This window comes from Brevibacterium samyangense, assembly GCF_039529845.1.
Classification (GTDB): Bacteria; Actinomycetota; Actinomycetes; order Actinomycetales; family Brevibacteriaceae; genus Brevibacterium; species Brevibacterium samyangense.
Genome location: NZ_BAAANO010000035.1, coordinates 1 through 16,699, shown reverse-complemented (window position 1 = coordinate 16,699; position 16,699 = coordinate 1). Strand labels below are relative to the sequence as shown.

Below are 16,699 nucleotides of genomic sequence, written 5' to 3'. Positions count from 1 at the left end.
GGGGTCTAGAATGAACCGTCACGTTATCTACCGAAGGACTGAAATGGGACGCCTCTTCGACTCACCGGTGACGATCATCATCCTCCTCGTGGTCATCCTCCTCCTGTTCGGTGCCCCGAAGCTCCCGATGATCGCCAAGAACGTCGGCAAGTCGCTCAAGATCTTCAAGTCCGAGGTCAAGGACCTGCAGAACGACGACGAGAGCCGTTCGGCACCCAAGGAGATCACCGACGCTCCGGCCACCGGGACGCAGGCCGCCGACCCGCACACCGACTCCGCGCAGCAGCAGTCCGCACAGCCGCAGTCCGCCGAGGGCTCCGACCGCCGCCAGAACTGACGGTGGTCGCTCCGCCTTCCCCCATGAAGAAGAACCAGAAGCGCACCCGGAACCCCGACAAGCGCATGCCCCTCACGGGGCACCTCCTCGAGCTGCGCAACCGTGCGATCGTCGCCGCGGTGGCGCTCGTGCTCGGCGGCGTCGTCGGCTGGTTCCTCTACGACCCCGTGCTCGCACTGCTCCAGGCCCCCATCGAGTCGATCTCGCTCGAGGAGGGCCGCACCGCCGAGGTGAACTTCGCCTCGGTCGCCTCGCCGTTCGACATGAAGCTCAAGGTGTCGTTGTTCATCGGCGTGCTCGTCTCCTCCCCGGTGTGGCTGTGGCAGGTGTGGGCGTTCATCGTCCCGGGCCTCACGAAGCAGGAGCGGAAGTACGCGGTCGGTTTCATGTTCGCCGCGATCCCGTTGTTCCTCGGGGGAGCGGCCCTCGCGTGGTTCGCCCTGCCGAACGCGGTCACCGCGCTCACCTCGTTCACCCCCGAGGGGTCGACGAACATCATCCCGGCGCAGGACTACCTGTCCTTCGTCATGATCATCATCGTCACCTTCGGGATCGCCTTCGTGCTCCCCGTACTGCTCGTCGCCCTCAACATGCTCGGGATCCTCTCGGCGGACATGATCCGGAAGTCGTGGCGGTGGATCATCGTCCTCATCTTCGTGTTCGCCGCGATCGCCTCGCCGGCCCCCGATGCACTGTCGATGTTCTTCCTCGTCATCCCGATGGCCCTCCTCTTCCTCCTCGCGTGGGTCCTCTGCTTCCTCGGTGACCGCCGCCGGAAGAAGCGGATGATCGCGGAGGGGACCTGGGTGGACCCGGCGGATCTCGAGGACGACTGACGCGACTAGACTCTCTCCACATGGACGAACAGCTCTCGCCGTCGCAGGCCTACGCATCCTTTCGGGCACGTGCAGCGGAGATGGAGTCCCCCTTCGAGACCTTCCGGCTCTCCCTCGACTACGGGCTCGACGACTTCCAGATCCGGGCGTGCAAGTCGCTCCAGGCCGGGAAGTCGGTCCTCGTCGCGGCTCCCACCGGAGCCGGCAAGACGGTCGTCGCCGAGTTCGCCGTCGCCCTCGCGGACGCCCAGGACGTCCGGGTCTTCTACACGGCTCCCATCAAGGCGCTGAGCAATCAGAAGTACCAGGAGCTGTGCGAGCACTACGGCACCTCGCGCGTCGGTCTCCTCACCGGTGACACCACGATCAACCGCGATGCCCAGATCGTCGTCATGACGACCGAGGTGCTGCGGAACATGATCTATTCCGGCACCGATCTCACGAGCCTCGGGTACGTCGTCCTCGACGAGGTCCACTACCTGGGCGACCGTTTTCGCGGTCCGGTCTGGGAGGAAGTCATCATCCACCTCCCGGCGCACGTCGCCCTCGTGAGCCTGTCCGCGACCGTGTCGAACGCCGAGGAGTTCGGCGCCTGGTTGGGGGAAGTCCGCGGCAGCACGGACGTCATCGTCTCCGAGCACCGGCCCGTCCCGCTCCACAACCACGTGAGTGTCGGCACCGAGCTCTTCCCGCTCTTCGAGCCCGGTTCCGCCCGCTCTTCCGGAGGTACGGGCTCGGCCGGCTCGGATCGGATCAACCGGGAACTCCAGTCCCGGATCCGCCCCTTCACCGGGCGGGGTGGTTCGCAGCGCGACCGCCGGCGCGGAGTGAACCTCCGCTTCCGTCGTCCCTCCCGGACGACGATCATCCGGGAACTCGCCGAGGCGAACCTCCTGCCCGCGATCTTCTTCATCTTCTCCCGCAACGGGTGCGACGACGCGGTCGAGCAGTGCCTCACCGCAGGCGTCGATCTCACCACCCGCGAGGAGAAGACCCACATCCTCGAACGCATCGACGCCCTCGCGGAGGAACTCGACGGGGAGGACCTCTCCGTCCTCGGATTCCACTCCTTCCAGGCGGGCCTCGTCCAGGGGTTCGGCGCCCACCATGCGGGCCTCATCCCGGTGTTCAAGGAACTCGTTGAGGAACTCTTCAAGGAGGGGTACCTCCGGGTCGTCTTCGCCACGGAGACCCTCGCTCTCGGTGTCAACATGCCTGCACGCACCGTCGTGCTCGAGAAGCTCACGAAGTTCAACGGCGAGTCCCACGTACAGATCACGCCGGGGGAGTTCACCCAGCTCACCGGGCGCGCCGGCCGTCGCGGCATCGACGTCGAGGGGCATTCGGTCGTCGTGTGGCATCCGAGCATCGAGCTCGGGGACATCGCCTCGCTCGCGTCGAAGCGCACGTACGCACTGCGCAGCCGGTTCACGCCCACGTACAACATGACGGCGAACCTCCTCGCGCGGATGACGCGGGAGGACGCCGAGAAGGTGCTCGAGACCTCCTTCGCCCAGTTCCAGGCGGACAAGGGCGTCGTCGAACTCGCCCGACGGGTGCGGAAGAACGAGGAGGCCCTCGCCGGCTACCGGAAGTCGATGGAGTGCGAGCGGGGCGACTTCTACGAGTACGCGCAGCTCCGCCAGACCCTCTCGGACATGGAAAAACGGGCAGGCCGGTCGCGGTCCCGGCTCAAGCAGAAGGAGATCGTCGAGTCGCTCGGCGCACTCCGTCCCGGGGACGTCGTCACCCTTCCCGGTTCCCGCGTGTCCGGACCGGCCGTCGTCATCGCTCCCATGCAGAACCGGGACGGCGTCACCCGTCTGCCCTCGGTGCTCACGGACCAGGGGAAGGTCTGGCACCTGCGCCCGCACGAGGTCACCGCTCCGGCGCAGGAACTCGGCCGCATCAAGGTGCCGAAGAACTTCAACCACCGCCAGGCGAAGGAACGCCGGAATCTTCTCGCGTCCCTCCACGACGCGCTCGAATCGGGGCGGGTGTCGGCCTCGACCGGTGCGGCCCGGAAGTCCTCACGCGGGCCGAAGGTGCAGACCGACGAGATCGAGATCGTCCGCGAACAGTTGCGCGCACATCCGTGCCATGCGTGCCCCGACCGGGAGATCCACGCGCGGTGGGCGAATCGCGCCTCGAAGCTCATGAAGGAGGGAGCGGCCCTCACCCGCCAGATCGAGGGCCGGACGTCCTCGATCGCGAAGGTCTTCGTCCGCGTCCAGGACGTGCTCACGACCCTCGGTTTCCTGCCCGATGACAGCCGGATCCTCCGCCGTATCTACGGGGAACGCGATCTCCTCACGGCGATGACGGTCCGCGCAGGTATGTGGGACGTGCTCTCCGAGCCCGAGGTCGCGGCCTTCGCCTCGTGCCTCGTGTACGAGGCACGGCGCGCCGAGGGGCTCGGCCGGATGCGGTACCCGACCGCGAGCCTCGAGGCCGCCGTCGGGGAACTCCACACGATGTGGCAGAACCTCTACCGGGTGGAGGACGACGCCCGGCTGCCGACGACACCCGAACCGGATCCGGGCCTCGTCGGTGCGATGTTCCGCTGGGCGGAGGGTGCGAGCCTGAGCCGGGCACTCGGCCGGACCGACATCGCCGCCGGCGACTTCGTGCGTTGGACGAAGCAGACTCTCGATCTCCTCGGCCAGGTGTCCGACGTGTGCCGCCCGGAGACCGCTGTCGTCATCCGCCGGGCCGCCGAGGCGATCCGCCGCGGCGTCGTCGCGGACTGAGGGAGCGCGGCCGGGTACGGCCCGCGTCCGGCCCTCAGCCGTTCACCGACCGCCCGACGCGCTTGACGAAGCTCTCGATGTCCGAACCGAACGTCGAGTCGGTCGTGAGGTAGGTCCACGTCGACGAGGGTCGCTTGAGCCCGTGCGCCGGCAGGTCGATGCCGCCGGCCGTGAACTCGGCGTCCTTCGCGACCTCGACCGCGGACGCGAGAACGTCGTCCCAGAAGGTGTGGAAGGCGCGGATCGATTCGGTGTTGAACGCCTCGTGCGGCTTCTCCCGCGCGAGGGTCCGCAGGTGGATGCCCTCACGGAGGTCGTTGAGGAACGCGAGGTGCTCGACCCACCGCTGATCGACCTCGAAGAGGAGGAGGTCCCTCACCGCTTCGGCGGCCGTGTCCTCGCCGACCGCGTCGACGATCTCGGCCCACCGATCGCCGAGCCCCTCCTGCACCTCGGCGAGGCCCTCGTTCTCGGTGCGGACGGCGGCACGACGACGGAGCACGACCTCGCGCTGCCGGCTCATGAGCTGGTTGAAACGCCAGGTGTCGCGGTGGACCGCGGTGTTCTCGCCCTCGGACATGCGCTGGGCGTGCTCCACGAGCTGCGCGGCGCGCTTCGAGGCGATGAAGCCGGTCTCGTCGCCCTCCTCCTTGAACCGCTGGGCCTCGGGGACCCGGGTCATGAGTTCGTCCTCGAGCGAGGTGAAGAACACCGAGGACCCGGGATCGCCCTGGCGGCCCGCACGGCCGCGGAGCTGGTCGTCGAGACGGGAGGACGGGTACCGGCCGGCACCGATGACGAGGAGACCACCGGCGGCGGCCGCGTCCTCGTCGAGACGGATGTCGGTGCCGCGGCCGGCCATCTGGGTGGAGACCGTGACGGCACCGGATTCACCGGCGTGGGAGATGATCTCCGCCTCCGCGGACTCGTCCTTCGCGTTGAGGACCGCGCACTCGATACCACGGGCCCGCAGGCGCTCGGCGAGGGACTCGCTCTCGGCGACGGACCGGGTCCCGATGAGGATCGGTCGTCCTGTCGCGTGCGCGGTGACGACCTCCTCGACGATCGCGCGTTCCTTCGATTCCTGGTACGTGTACAGACGATCGGGTTCGTCGACGCGGACGACCTTCTCATTCGGTTCGACGGGCACGATCTCGAGTTCGTAGAACTCGCGGAGGTCGTCGCCGACCGCGAGTGCGGTGCCGGTCATGCCGCAGACGGTCGTGTACCCGTGGATGAGTTCCTCGACCGTCATCTGGTCGAGGATCTCTCCGCTCTCGGTGGTCTGCAGCTTCTCCTTCGCCTCGACCGCCGCCTGGAGACCGTCGGGCCACCGCTGGAGGTCGGCGATGCGTCCCCGGGACTCGGAGATGAGCTTGATCCGGCCGTCGACGACGAGGTAGTCGACGTCGCGGTGGACGAGTGCCTTCGCATAGAGGGCGAGATTCACGGCGGCGAGGACGTCGGAGTCCTCGCCGAAGAGGTCGACCTCGAGGCGCTGTTCGACCTCCTCGATGCCCTCGTCGGTGAGGGAGACCGCGCGACGGTCGTCACTCACCCGGTAATGCGTACCGGGGGAGAGGGTCTCGACGAGGGCGGCCATCTCCTCGTTCGCGTCCTCGAGGGTCGACGAACCGGCGAGAACGAGGGGCACGCGCGCCTCGTCGATGAGGACGGAGTCCGCTTCGTCGACGAGGACGACGTCGCGGTCGCCGACGCGGATGTGGGCGTCGTCGAGGGCGAAGCGGTCGCGGAGGACGTCGAAGCCGACCTCGGTGACCGAGGCGTACACGACCTCCCGGCGGTAGGTCTCCCGCCGGGCCTCCTCGGAGTCGCTCGCGGAGATCGCGCCGACCTCGACACCGAGGAGGTCGAACAGCGGTTCCATCCATGCGCTGTCGCGTTCGGCGAGGTAGTCGTTGACACTCACGACGTGCACGCGCCGTCCCTGGAGTGCGTAGCCGGCAGCGGCAATCGCGCCGACGAGGGTCTTGCCCTCGCCCGTGAACATCTCGATGACATTGCCCTCGAGGAGACCGACGAGGCCGATGACCTGGGACCGGTAGGGGCGCTCACCGAGGGCGCGCTCTGCGGCCTCCCGTGCGAGTGCGACGTAGCTCAGCAGTTGCTCCCGCCGGTCGCCGGTGTCGAAGATCCTCGCCGCCTCCGCGGTGAGCGCGGCGTCGTCGAGTGCTGCATAGTTCTCACCCCGCGTGTCGAGCTCGGCCCAGGACCTGTGCAACCACGCGAGTTGCTTGTCCGCCCCGGTGCCGGGTCGATTGAGCAGTCGGGCGAAGAATCCCATGGAACGTCATCCTTGTGTCGGTGTGTCGGTCGTCTCAAGCATAGGTTCGCCGCGGAGGACCCCCGTGCAGGAGTCACTCAGGGGCGGGCGGGCACAGCGGAGCGAGCGAATCGGGGTTTCAGCCCTCGAAGGGCCAGCTGCCGCTGATGACCGCGTGGGGGTCGCGTTTCGCCCGCAGGTACGCCTGGAACGAGGCCGCCTGGTCGCGCTTCCACCCGATCTGCGCCGCGTGGAGCGCGGCCGCGTCCATCCGACCGACTTCGGGCACCTGGGTGGCGATCGCGAGGGCGACGGCGGTCGCGGCGATCGCGTCCGCGGTCGCGTCGTGGGCGTCGAGGAGTTCGACGCCCCACCGCGCGGCGAGAGCCGTGAGCACCCGCGAGCCCTTCCGGTACGTGTCGACCTGTTTGTCGATGACGAGGGTGTCGACGACGGCGCCGACGACGTCCTCGGCCGCGCGGGACTGCCCGGTCCGCAGCGCCTCGGCCCGGAGGACCGTGAGGTCGTACACGATGTTGTGGCCGACGATCACGCCGCCGGCGTCACGAACAGCGGCGAGGGCGTCGAGGATCTCCGCGACACCGGCGGCCGCGGGTGTGCCCTCGGCACGCACTCGCGCGTTCGTGATGCCGTGGACGGCGATCGCGGCTTCGGGAATGGACACGCCCGGGTCGAGGAGCCACTCGCGCGCCGGGGCGGGGCGACCGTTCTCGAAGGGGACGAGCGCAGCGGAGACGATCCGCGCCTCGAAGGGGTTCACGCCGGTCGTCTCGAGGTCGAATCCGTAGACCGGTCCGGCGGGCCAGGGGAGTGCTCCCGGATACGCCGAGGCGCCCGCCGGCCCACCGCGTGCCGGCCCGCCTCGTGCCGGCCCGCCTCGTCCGGGCCCACCGCGTGCCGGCCCGGCCGCTCCCGCCACCGCTGCGTCCCGTGCCGTCCGGTCGAGCGCGGCGAGGAGCCGCCCGGCGCTGCGGTCGACCGCGTGCTGCTGCGCGAGTGAGGTGAACCCCGCCGTGTCGGTGTGGTCCGGGACGTCGTCCGCGGCGGTGACGACCGCCTCGACGGGCAGGTCCTCCCGGCACGTCATCACCTCGAAGGTGCGGCGGACGAGGTCCTCGTGGGCGAGGATGTTCTCCCGGCGCCTGGGGGAGAGGCCGTGGCTCGAGAGCGAGGCCCGCGCGGCGCCGAAGATCTGTTCGAGGTCGCCGTACCCGGCGAGGAGTTTCGCGGCGGTCTTCTCCCCGATGCCCGGCACTCCCGCCAGTCCGTCCGAGGGATCACCCCGGAGCGCCGCGAGCATCCGGTACTGGGTGCCGCCCTCCACCCCGTAGAGCGCGGGCAGATCCGCATGTGTGACGCGTTCCCACACCCCGCCCTTCCTCGGGCGGTACACGCTCGCGCTGCGGTCCGGGCCGAGGAGGGAGAGCAGATCGCGGTCGGGGGAGACGATGACGACCTCGGTGGTGCCTGAATCCTGCGTGGTGCCTGAATCCTGCGTGGTGCCTGCCTCCCGAGTGGTTCCGGCATGCTGCGCGACGATCGAGGCGATGACGTCGTCCGCCTCGGTCCCGTCGATCGAGGCGATGGGGATCCCGGCGAGGCGGAGGAGTTCGGTGAGGACCGGGACCTGGGGTTCGAGGAGCTCCGGCGTCTCCGTACCGCGTTCGTGGTCGGTGACCCGCGCGGCCTTGTACTCGGGGACGATCGCGGTGCGGAATGCCGGCCGCCAGTCCGCGTCCATCGCCGCGATCACGCGTGTGGACCCGAGGTCCTGCATGAGCGTCGCGACGGTGTCGAGCACACCGCGGATCGCGTTCACCGGCATTCCGGAGGCGTTCCGGACGGTGTCCGGCAGAGCGTAGAACGACCGGTAGTAGAGCGCGGGTGTGTCGAGCACGACGAGAGGAGAATTCACGCGGGCCAGCCTATCGGTGGAATACTCTTCGCGTGACTTCCACGCCGACTGATTCCCCCGACACGCCCGTCGCCTCCGCACCCTCGGTCCCGGGTGCCACCGTCCTGTGCTCCGGTGACGTCTACAGCAGCGTCGATCCCTTCGCGACCGCGATCGCCTTCGACGGGCCGACGGTCACCTGGGTCGGGTCCGACGAGGCGGCCGCGGAGATCGCCGGCGACCACGTCGATCTCGGGGAGGACTTCGTCGCCCCCGGGTTCGTCGCCGCGGGCCTCGATCTGCGGGAGGGCGCCGCCACGGCGGGCACGACCGCCGGCGCGCTCGTGTCGCGCGGCATCGTCGGTGCTCACGTGATCGGCACCCCCGAGGCCGTCGCGACCTTCACCGCCGATGCGCCGGCCGGGTTCGAGACCGTCGCGTACGTCCTCGCAGGCGCCTCGGAGAACGGAGCGGAGGGAGTACCGACCGACGCCGGAGCAGACTCCCGGCTCGCCGCGCCGGTCGCCGCGCTCGATCGGTCCGCGCTTCCGGCACGACCCGTTTTCGTCCTCGTCGACACGGATGCCGACCTCGGGGCACTCCTCGATCTGCTCGGCGACGCCTCCGTGCGCACGCACTTCCAGCGCTCCGGATACCGCGTACTACTGGGATCCGGGATTCCCACCGAGGCGGTGGACGTGCTCGCCGCCTCGGGCGTCCCGCTCACGCTCGATCCGAAGGCTCACGGCCTGCCGCTCGCCGCGCTCTTCTCCGCAGGCGCGCAGATCACCTTCGCCCTCGACGTCGAGAGCCCGTGGTCGACTCTCTCCGCCGCGGTCTTCGGGCCCGGCGACGGAGTCTCGGCACGTGCCGCGTTCAACGCCGTCACCCGGTTCGCCCACCGTGCCGTCGGCCGGTTCGACGGTGGTGTGCTGGCGCCGGGCGCCTCGGCGTCGATGAACCGCTGGGTCGCCGCGGACCTCGTCGTCCAGGTCGCCGATGAGCGCCTGGCCGCGTGGAGCACCGACCCGCGCTCCGGTACCCCGGGGCTCCCGGATCTGTCCGACCCGCAAAAGCTGCCGCAGTTGCGCAGCGTGTGGGTGCAGGGGACGCGCGTCCTCGGCTGAGCCCCACGTCATCGGCCCTTCCGCCCGCCGCGCACGACACGCCCGAGGCGAATTCCGGTCGAACTTTTCGTATGCGTGAGATGTACCTCCTCACCTGGGGAGACGGTCATCACGCCAGGTCACTGGGGATTTTGCTCGCTCCGAACGCGCCTGTATGTTCGTAGCGACATCTTCCGCCAGGGGGATGCGACCCGGCACCACTCACCAATAGAAAACTCGTGGCAGTCACCGGTTCTCCGGCGACTCCCAGACGGCCCGCGCGGCCGTCGCAGCCACGAGGTCCGAAGGTGGTCGTGGTGCCGGGTCCATTTTTTGCCCGAAGGTGTGCCATGGGACCGGGCGTCCCGCTGCCGTGGGACCCGAGTGTCCCGCGCCCTGCCGTTCGTCCTTCGCGGGAGTGCCGTCCTCTAGGCTGGTCCGGTGCTCACTCTCCTCGTCATTCCCACGTACAACGAACGCGAGTCCCTGCCCGTCACGCTCGCGTCGATCCACCGCCATGTCCCCGAAGCGCACGTCCTCGTCGTCGACGACGCCTCCCCGGACGGCACGGGGGAGTGGGCCGCGGAGCAGGCCGAGGCGGACCCGCGCATCCATGTCCTGCACCGCACGGAGAAGGCCGGCCTGGGCGCCGCCTACGTCGCCGGATTCCGGTGGGCGCTCGAGAGCCCGCACGGGTACGGGATCATCTGCGAGATGGACGCCGACGGCTCCCACCGCGCGAAGGACCTCCCGCAGTTGCTCTCCGCGGTCGAGGACGGACGCGCCGACCTCGCGATCGGGGCACGCTGGGTTCCCGGCGGTGCCGTCGTGAACTGGCCGCGGAACCGCCTGGTCCTCTCGCGCGGCGCGAACATCTATGTGAATGTCCTCATGGGACTCGGCGTGCACGATGCGACCGCGGGATTCCGTGCCTACCGCGCCGAGGTGCTCCGCGCCCTCGACCTCGAGGGGATCGAGAGCCGCGGGTACAGCTTCCAGGTCGACATGACGCGCCGGGTCCGGGACGCCGGGTTCACGATCGTGGAGATCCCGATCGTCTTCGTCGAACGCGAGCTCGGCGAGTCGAAGATGAGCGGGGACATCATCAAGGAGGCCGTCGTCCGGGTCGCGAAGTGGGGGCTCGAACGCCGGCTGGCCCAGGTGATGAGGCTGTTGCCCGGCCGGAGCTGAGGCCCGGACGTGGAGTCGTGTCACCGGACCGGTACGCCGCGCGGTAACGCGACGGCCTGCTCGTCGTCGATACTGAGGGCATGAGTTCGATTCCGCCCTCGCCTTCCGGTCGCACCGTGGAGCCCGGCGAACCTCTGCAGGTTCACACCCACTCGAGTGCGTCCCCGTTGCCCCGGGATATGCGACCCCGTCATCCGCTCGACGACAGCGTCGCGGCACTGGGCCTTCAACGGCTCCGATTCATCGTTCTTTTCGCCGTCTGCCTCTTCGTCACGGGCGCCGGTGTTCTCACCTTCATCGTGCTTCTCATGGCGGACATGGTCGGTCTCGGCGGCGCGGTCCTCGTCCTCATCGCCACACTCATCGCAGTGGCTGCACCTGTGACGGTGGCACTGGCGAGCCGGGAGACGTACTTCGGGGCGCCCGCGGACCGCCTGCGCCTCAAGGCCGAGGTGGCGCAGGCGGAAGCTGTACACCTCCGGGTGTACGGGCGTCGGCTCACCTATGCGGACGTCCTGCGGCGGGGAACCGAACGCCGCACCTACACCGTGGCGCTGGCGACGATCTTCGGAGGCGCCGCCACCCTGTTCCTCTGGGGCATCGTCCTCACGGTGTACGTTGTCGCCACCTATCCGATCTGAGGGGTTCCTCCCGAGCCTCTCAGCAGCACGCCCGTACCGGAGGAGACCCACCATGCACGCGGCAGAGCCGCAGCGCCGCCCGACACCGCGGTTACCGCGGGACATGCACCCCCGCCGTCCACTCGACGAGCTCCTGGCCGAGTACTACCGCCAGTTCCACGCCGGTGTGCTCACGTCCACCGCGGCCGTGGCGTGCCTCGCGTTCGGCGGGCTCGGGTGCCTGACCATCCGTGTCCTGGACCCCGGCCGTGGGGGAGTCCTCACGTACATGGTCGTCATGGCCGTCGCATTCCTCGGATACCTGGGTGTCACCGTGCTCTATCGCGGGCTCGGATCGCTCTTCAACCCGATGGGGCGCCGTGCGACGGAGTTCGCCCGCGTGCGCGAGGAGGCCGAAGCCGCGCACCTGACGCACTACGGGCGGAGGCTCCGGGTGACCGAGATCCTGCACCCGGGCCCCGAGACGACGCTCCGCCGCACCTTCTGGTGGGCATTCCTCACGACCGTGTGCCTCATGCTCGTCTGGGGGATCGTGATGGTGGCCGCTCTCATTGCACGTCTCTGAAGGGCCGCGTGATGAATGCACGACGGCCCCGTTCCTGACGAACGGGGCCGCACTGTCGGTGGTCCTCGGCGGGGTCGGTCCTCGAGAGACTCACGCCGGGGGAGCGGTGCTCACACCTGCGGCGGAAGCTCTCCGCGGCGGATCTTGAGACGCTCGTCGAGGAGCACCTCGAGTTCCTCGAAGGAGCGGCGCTCGAGCAGCATGTCCCAGTGGGTACGGACGTGCTTGCCCTCTTCCTCCTCGGGCTTCTCGATGCCGACGCGCTCACCGATTCCGTGGGTGCCGGAATCCCAGGTCGCGGGGATGTCCGCCTCGACTGAGAACGGGACCGTGAAGCGGTGGCCGTCCTCGCAGACGTATTCGATGAGCTGGCGCGGTGCCGGTTCGACTCCCGCCTCGGATTCGAGACTGCGGGATCCCAGCTGGGTCCCGCGCAGGCTGCGTTCACTCATGGGGTGTTACCTTCCGGTCGATGACGGGATGAGCGTCCCCGAAGGGACAGTCCGGACGAATACAACAGTCTAACGGGTGCGTCCATTCCCGGACGCCACGCGGGACGTGACCTCGAGCGCGAGGCGCGGCTCGTCGGTGACGAGCACGTCGACACCCAGCCGGAGGAGTCGTTCCATCTCCGACTCCTCATTCACCGTCCACACGTGGACCTCGAGCCCGGCCGCGTGGGCCGCGCGCACGGTCGCGGCCGTCACGACCGGCACCACCCCCTCCCGGACCGGCACCTGGAGGCAGTCGACGCTCGGATGAAAACGCCGCGCGATCGTGGTTCGTCCGAGGAGAAACGCTGCGATCTCCGCCGTCCCGGCGGACGTCCGCACGCCCGGCAGGGCGCTGCGCAGGGTGCCGAGGCGCCGGCTGGAGAACGATGCCACCCGCACCCGCGCCTCGGCTCCGGTGGAGCGCAGCGTGCGCACCGTGGAGGCGATGGACCGGTCGGCCTTGACGTCGATGTTGAAGGACGTCTCCGGGAACTCCACGAGGACCTGTGCGAACCGGGGGATGCGGGTGCCCCCGGGGAGTTCGAGCGTGTCGATCGTGGCGGCGTCCAAGTCGCCGATCGCGAGGTCGTGTCCGGCGATCCGGTCGAGGCGGTCGTCGTGGAAGGCGTAGAGCACACCGTCCCGTGAGGCATGCACATCCGTCTCGATCCACGGCAGGCCGAGGTCGACCGCAGCGGCGAACGCCTCGAGAGTGTTCTCGGTGAGTCCGGACCAACGGCCGCCGCGGTGGGCGACGACGCACTCGGCGGGCCGGCCGACGACCTGCGAATACTCCGGGAATGACGGGGTGCGGGGCATGGTGTCAGGCTACGACACACAGGGGGCCGGGCTAGAGTGGGATGTGAGCCAGGCAACCGCCCCGCGAGAAACGGAGCCCGTCATGACCGAACCACGAGAGCCGATCGAACCCACCGAGGTGTACGACTCCACCCGTCGGAGCACGTCCGAGAAGATCCGTGCGGCCGCGCAGACCGTCACCGGCGCCGGTGCGGGGATCAAGGACTTCGCGACGAGCACCGTCAAGGACGGTTCCGAGAAGCTGAGGTCCACCGCCGAGTCACTCCCGGGCGACCCGCTCACGAAGGCGCGCACCTACTCTGATCGCGCCCGCACCGAGAGCGAGAACCTGCGAGCGAAGGCGCGTGAACAGGCCGGGAGGGCCGCAGCGCCGGGCGGACCGGTCGATTGGACCGAGAACACGATCAACAAGGTGCTCGGCGGCGTCAATGGACTCATCACCGATGCTGTGCAGAGCGGCAAGGTCGAGAAGGTGTTCGGCTTCGCGCAGAGCACCGTGTCGAAGGGTGCGACGCAGGCGCGGAAGCTGCTGCGCAAGTAACACCCGCGTACTCACGCCGGCGGTGGCCCTGTCCTCGGGACGGGGCCACCGGCGCATTCACGCCGCTCGCGCACGTGCGATCAGAGTGCGAGTTCCATGTACACGCTGCTCGGGTCGACCCGGTACTGCCCGAACGGTTCGCACTCGGTGAATCCGTAGCGCGTGTAGGCGGCGCGAGCGGGGATGAAGTAGTCCTGGGTGCCCGTCTCGAGTTTCATCACGATGTGCCCGGTGGATCGCGCCTCGGCGACGAGACGATCGAGAAGGCGATGCGAGAGCCCACGGCCGCGCGCCTCGGGTGCGATACGCATGGACTTGAGCTCCGTGAGGTGCGCATCGTGCCGTTTGAGGGCGGCCGTGCCGAGCAGCGCGTCGGCGCCGCGCTCGTCCGCGTCCCATGCGGTGAACACGGTGATGTCGGGCGCGCGCAGCCCGTCGAGGTCGAGGGCGTGCGAGCTCTCGAGCGAGGTCGTGCCGCGCATCTCGGTGAGGTGGGTGAGGAGGAAATCGCGGACGACGGGGGAGTCGAGCGGATCTTCGACGATCGTGAGGGTCGTGGTCATGGCAGCAGCGTAGTGAGAAGGGTTTTCCCGCGGGTTTCGCGCGAGACTCCCCAGCACGGACCGGTCACATGAGGAGGGCCCGTTCTCACTAAGATGGCCCGGTGACTTCCGAACGCATGCGCGCCTCCGTGTCCCCCCTGCCCACCGAGGAGCTTCTCCGGAACTTCTGGGAGGACGACTATCCCTATGCGGCCCTCGGCGAGCACCTCGAGGCCGGAAAGGCCGTCGTCGCGGAGCTGGGGGAGCGGTGGAGCGCGGGGGAGAGGTTCGACCCGCCACCGTTCGTTCTCGGTCCCGATGAGCTGCTCTATCACCTCGCCCGGCATCTTCGGGAGGACCCGAAGGGCAAGAAATCGGCGTTCTTCCAGATGCACGTCGGCATCGCCCTGCAGCGGGCGGGAGTGCAGTCCGCTCAGACTCTCGACGACTTCATCGCCGCGGTGCGCGACGGGAAGCCCGGGAGTGTGACGGGACCGTTGTCACGTGAGCTCAAGCGGCAGATCACCGGGCAGGGCGAGTAAGAGGGCTGGAGACCGGATTCTCGGGTCGGCTGTGAGGGCGTGTTCGCTCGTTGAAGGATCCTCGGGGCATGGCGACGGCGCAGTGGGGCGATATTATGTCAAGTACAGCCGTCGAAGAATCCCGTCCAGGGGAGCGGCAGCGAACCCCTCGTACGCAGGGAAACCAACTCGACGCCCAGGTCAACACCCTCGGCACACCGGCAGGATCACACTGAGGAATCACACGCCTCACGTCGCGGGTCGCCACATGAGGGCAGCGCCGTCCCGACCGCAGCACCGAGGAGCGAGCCCCGGCGGCGAGCCGAGACGAACCACGGCGAAGCCGACCAGTAATTTCGTGCGTGATCCGAGCCTGCCGTCAACGCGACGGTCGAAACTGTCTGCCGGGCGGTCGGAACAACACACCGGCGTCCGCCAGAGCTGATCCGGGCGACGTGATTCCACTGGTCCAGAAGCAGTAAGTTCGCGTGCACACATTTCTCCTCGAGACCGCAGGCGCCCTGAACGCCGACGAACAGCGCGCGAGCCATCCGCCTCCCCGTTCTGTCATTACGCCGATAATATACATTATGTTAAGTATCAGTTCTGATGAGCACTCCTCACGGGTTGACCGAACTCGTCCAGTACCGCCACACGGACGAAACCCTGTACCAGCACGCTCAGAACATGACGATTCAGGACCCGTGCGTGAAAGCGTGGACTTTCCGCCCCTCTACATCGGACGACATCGAAGACATCGCCGAACTCCGAGCGCGGGTCCTGCGCCCGGACCTGGAACGACTCGGGCGGTACAACGGCGAAGCGGTGCGTCAGAGGCTGCGGGATCACTTCACCGCAGAACACACTCGAATCATCGACGTCGACAGTCGGCTCGCGAGATGCGTTGCCCTGCGGCCCGATGGGAACGAGTTCTGGCTCGAGCATTTCTATCTTGCAGACGAGCTGCACGGGCGCGGTATCGGCACGGAGGTACTCGATATCCTCATCGACGAGGCGGACGCCAAGGGCCTTCCTGTACGGCTCAACGTACTCGTCGGCAGCCGCGCTCAGAAGCTATATGCCGCACACGGTTTCGTCGTGGACTCTGCGGACGCTGTCGATGTCTTCATGACACGTTCCGTGCTACCTCGTGAATCACGTCGCGACTGAGGCTGCTCTTCCACACGCCACTTCCCCGAAACCACACCGCTGCTCGGGACCGAATGGCTCGCGGTGCGCAGGCAACCGAGCCTGTAGCTGCGGGCACAAGGTTGCGGGTTCCGCGCCTTTCTGCGGGACGAGACGGCCCGGTACTGCCGCATCGTGCAGACGAGAACCGTCGAAGTCGTCAGAACGGCGGCGGTTCGTCATCGAACCCGCCGGAGTGCCGGACCGCGACGGCGGCCGATGATCCTCCATGACCGACTCCACGACCGGCATTGCTGCCGCGATCGGCGGTAGAGATGCGGTCGACCGCGCCGCCAACGGGACCGGGGCCGTTCTCGCCGGGGCCGGCAGGACCACGACCGGCACCGCCGTTCCCGGAATCGTCACCCCCGCCGCCGTTTCCAGAATCGTCACCCCCGCCGGGATCGCCGTTGGAGTCGTCACCGCCGTTGGTCAGTCGTCGGAACTCTTCCGCGTGCATCACCTCCACCGGATCCCCCGGAGGGAACACCGTCACCTCGTTCCCGTAGGGCAGGACCCAGCGCACTCCCCCGTCCGGGGTCGCTGACACACGCAGTCTCCTGTCGGTCTTCGCCTGATGATGACGCTTACACAGCGGGTGCAGGTTCTCGAACACGGTCAACCCACCGGAGTCCGGGTTCTCGTGGTTGTACTCGCGTATGTGGTCCATCTCCGATCGCGCGGCCTGCCTCGTGCATCCCGGCGCGGTGCAGTACCTCCACTTCTGGATGAGTGCCGCTCTCACATCCGGAGGAATCGCGTACTTCTTCGCTCTCGCATCGATCGGTGTGCCAGTTGCCGGGTCCGTGAGCATCCGGGTGAGGGTTCTCGAGTGACCGGCGAGGATCCTGGCGACTTCCGCGGGGACCGGGGATCCGTCCGGGAACACCCCGGACAGGTTTCCTTCTCCGAAGAGGCTCAGGTACGGGACCGTCACCACCACCTGCGCCTGATTCCGCAGATAATCCC

The 16,699-nt window shown here is 68.4% G+C and carries 16 protein-coding genes; 10 read left to right on the top strand and 6 right to left on the bottom strand.

Features of this window, described 5'->3' with window-relative positions; all coding sequences use genetic code 11:
- Positions 1 to 43: 43 nt before the first annotated feature.
- From tatA to ABD172_RS14050, 3 genes are read left to right on the top strand one after another with little or no spacing between them, the layout of a single operon-like run.
- Positions 44 to 337 (top strand): Sec-independent protein translocase subunit TatA, encoded by a 294-nt coding sequence (gene tatA, locus ABD172_RS14060; RefSeq protein WP_344310652.1) that lies wholly within the window; start codon positions 44 to 46, stop codon positions 335 to 337.
- Between the two features lie 23 nt (positions 338 to 360).
- Positions 361 to 1,173: a twin-arginine translocase subunit TatC gene (gene tatC, locus ABD172_RS14055; protein ID WP_344310650.1), complete on the top strand. Its 813-nt coding sequence runs from the start codon at positions 361 to 363 to the stop codon at positions 1,171 to 1,173.
- A gap of 20 nt (positions 1,174 to 1,193) precedes the next feature.
- Positions 1,194 to 3,923, top strand: a complete 2,730-nt coding sequence (locus ABD172_RS14050) for a DEAD/DEAH box helicase (RefSeq protein ID WP_344310648.1) — start codon at positions 1,194 to 1,196, stop codon at positions 3,921 to 3,923.
- Between the two features lie 34 nt (positions 3,924 to 3,957).
- On the opposite strand, the gene secA2 is transcribed toward ABD172_RS14050, so the two are convergent.
- Positions 3,958 to 6,228 carry an accessory Sec system translocase SecA2 gene (gene secA2 / locus ABD172_RS14045; RefSeq protein ID WP_344310646.1) on the bottom strand — a complete coding sequence of 757 codons (2,271 nt, stop codon included), beginning with the start codon at positions 6,226 to 6,228 and terminating at the stop codon, positions 3,958 to 3,960.
- A gap of 118 nt (positions 6,229 to 6,346) precedes the next feature.
- On the bottom strand, positions 6,347 to 8,143 hold the full coding sequence (locus ABD172_RS14040; protein ID WP_344310644.1) for a 5'-3' exonuclease H3TH domain-containing protein: 1,797 nt from the start codon (positions 8,141 to 8,143) through the stop codon (positions 6,347 to 6,349).
- A gap of 32 nt (positions 8,144 to 8,175) precedes the next feature.
- Here ABD172_RS14040 and ABD172_RS14035 point away from each other — a divergent pair, with 32 nt between their 5' ends.
- The 4 genes from ABD172_RS14035 (at position 8,176) to ABD172_RS14020 (ending at position 11,625) form a co-directional block, all read left to right on the top strand.
- A complete protein-coding gene (locus ABD172_RS14035; RefSeq protein ID WP_344310642.1) occupies positions 8,176 to 9,249 on the top strand; it encodes a metal-dependent hydrolase in 1,074 nt (357 codons plus the stop codon).
- Between the two features lie 420 nt (positions 9,250 to 9,669).
- Positions 9,670 to 10,419, top strand: coding sequence for a polyprenol monophosphomannose synthase (locus ABD172_RS14030; RefSeq protein WP_344310640.1), 750 nt, complete (start codon positions 9,670 to 9,672; stop codon positions 10,417 to 10,419).
- A gap of 179 nt (positions 10,420 to 10,598) precedes the next feature.
- The gene (locus ABD172_RS14025) at positions 10,599 to 11,060 is read left to right on the top strand and encodes a hypothetical protein (RefSeq protein WP_344310639.1); all 462 of its coding nucleotides are present in this window, start codon (positions 10,599 to 10,601) and stop codon (positions 11,058 to 11,060) included.
- A 52-nt stretch (positions 11,061 to 11,112) separates the two neighbouring features.
- On the top strand, positions 11,113 to 11,625 hold the full coding sequence (locus tag ABD172_RS14020; RefSeq protein ID WP_344310637.1) for a hypothetical protein: 513 nt from the start codon (positions 11,113 to 11,115) through the stop codon (positions 11,623 to 11,625).
- Between the two features lie 110 nt (positions 11,626 to 11,735).
- On the opposite strand, the gene ABD172_RS14015 is transcribed toward ABD172_RS14020, so the two are convergent.
- Together ABD172_RS14015 and ABD172_RS14010 are read right to left on the bottom strand one after the other, a co-directional pair.
- Positions 11,736 to 12,077, bottom strand: coding sequence for an RNA polymerase-binding protein RbpA (locus ABD172_RS14015; RefSeq protein WP_344310635.1), 342 nt, complete (start codon positions 12,075 to 12,077; stop codon positions 11,736 to 11,738).
- A 69-nt stretch (positions 12,078 to 12,146) separates the two neighbouring features.
- The gene (locus ABD172_RS14010; RefSeq protein ID WP_344310633.1) at positions 12,147 to 12,938 is read right to left on the bottom strand and encodes a glycerophosphodiester phosphodiesterase family protein; all 792 of its coding nucleotides are present in this window, start codon (positions 12,936 to 12,938) and stop codon (positions 12,147 to 12,149) included.
- An 82-nt stretch (positions 12,939 to 13,020) separates the two neighbouring features.
- Between ABD172_RS14010 and ABD172_RS14005 the strand changes: the two genes are divergently transcribed.
- Positions 13,021 to 13,479 (top strand): hypothetical protein, encoded by a 459-nt coding sequence (locus ABD172_RS14005; RefSeq protein WP_344310631.1) that lies wholly within the window; start codon positions 13,021 to 13,023, stop codon positions 13,477 to 13,479.
- Between the two features lie 80 nt (positions 13,480 to 13,559).
- Here the strand turns inward: ABD172_RS14005 and ABD172_RS14000 are convergent, their stop codons facing one another.
- Positions 13,560 to 14,042, bottom strand: coding sequence for a GNAT family N-acetyltransferase (locus ABD172_RS14000; RefSeq protein WP_344310629.1), 483 nt, complete (start codon positions 14,040 to 14,042; stop codon positions 13,560 to 13,562).
- A gap of 101 nt (positions 14,043 to 14,143) precedes the next feature.
- On the opposite strand from ABD172_RS14000, the gene ABD172_RS13995 reads away from it, so the two are divergent.
- Both ABD172_RS13995 and ABD172_RS13990 read left to right on the top strand, forming a co-directional pair.
- Positions 14,144 to 14,563, top strand: a complete 420-nt coding sequence (locus ABD172_RS13995; protein WP_344310627.1) for a hypothetical protein — start codon at positions 14,144 to 14,146, stop codon at positions 14,561 to 14,563.
- 588 nt (positions 14,564 to 15,151) lie between these two features.
- A complete protein-coding gene (locus ABD172_RS13990; RefSeq protein WP_344310625.1) occupies positions 15,152 to 15,712 on the top strand; it encodes a GNAT family N-acetyltransferase in 561 nt (186 codons plus the stop codon).
- Positions 15,713 to 15,890: 178 nt separating this feature from the next.
- Here ABD172_RS13990 and ABD172_RS13985 read toward each other — a convergent pair.
- Positions 15,891 to 16,699 (bottom strand): HNH endonuclease signature motif containing protein (locus tag ABD172_RS13985; protein ID WP_344310623.1); only part of this gene is annotated, 809 nt, incomplete at its 5' end.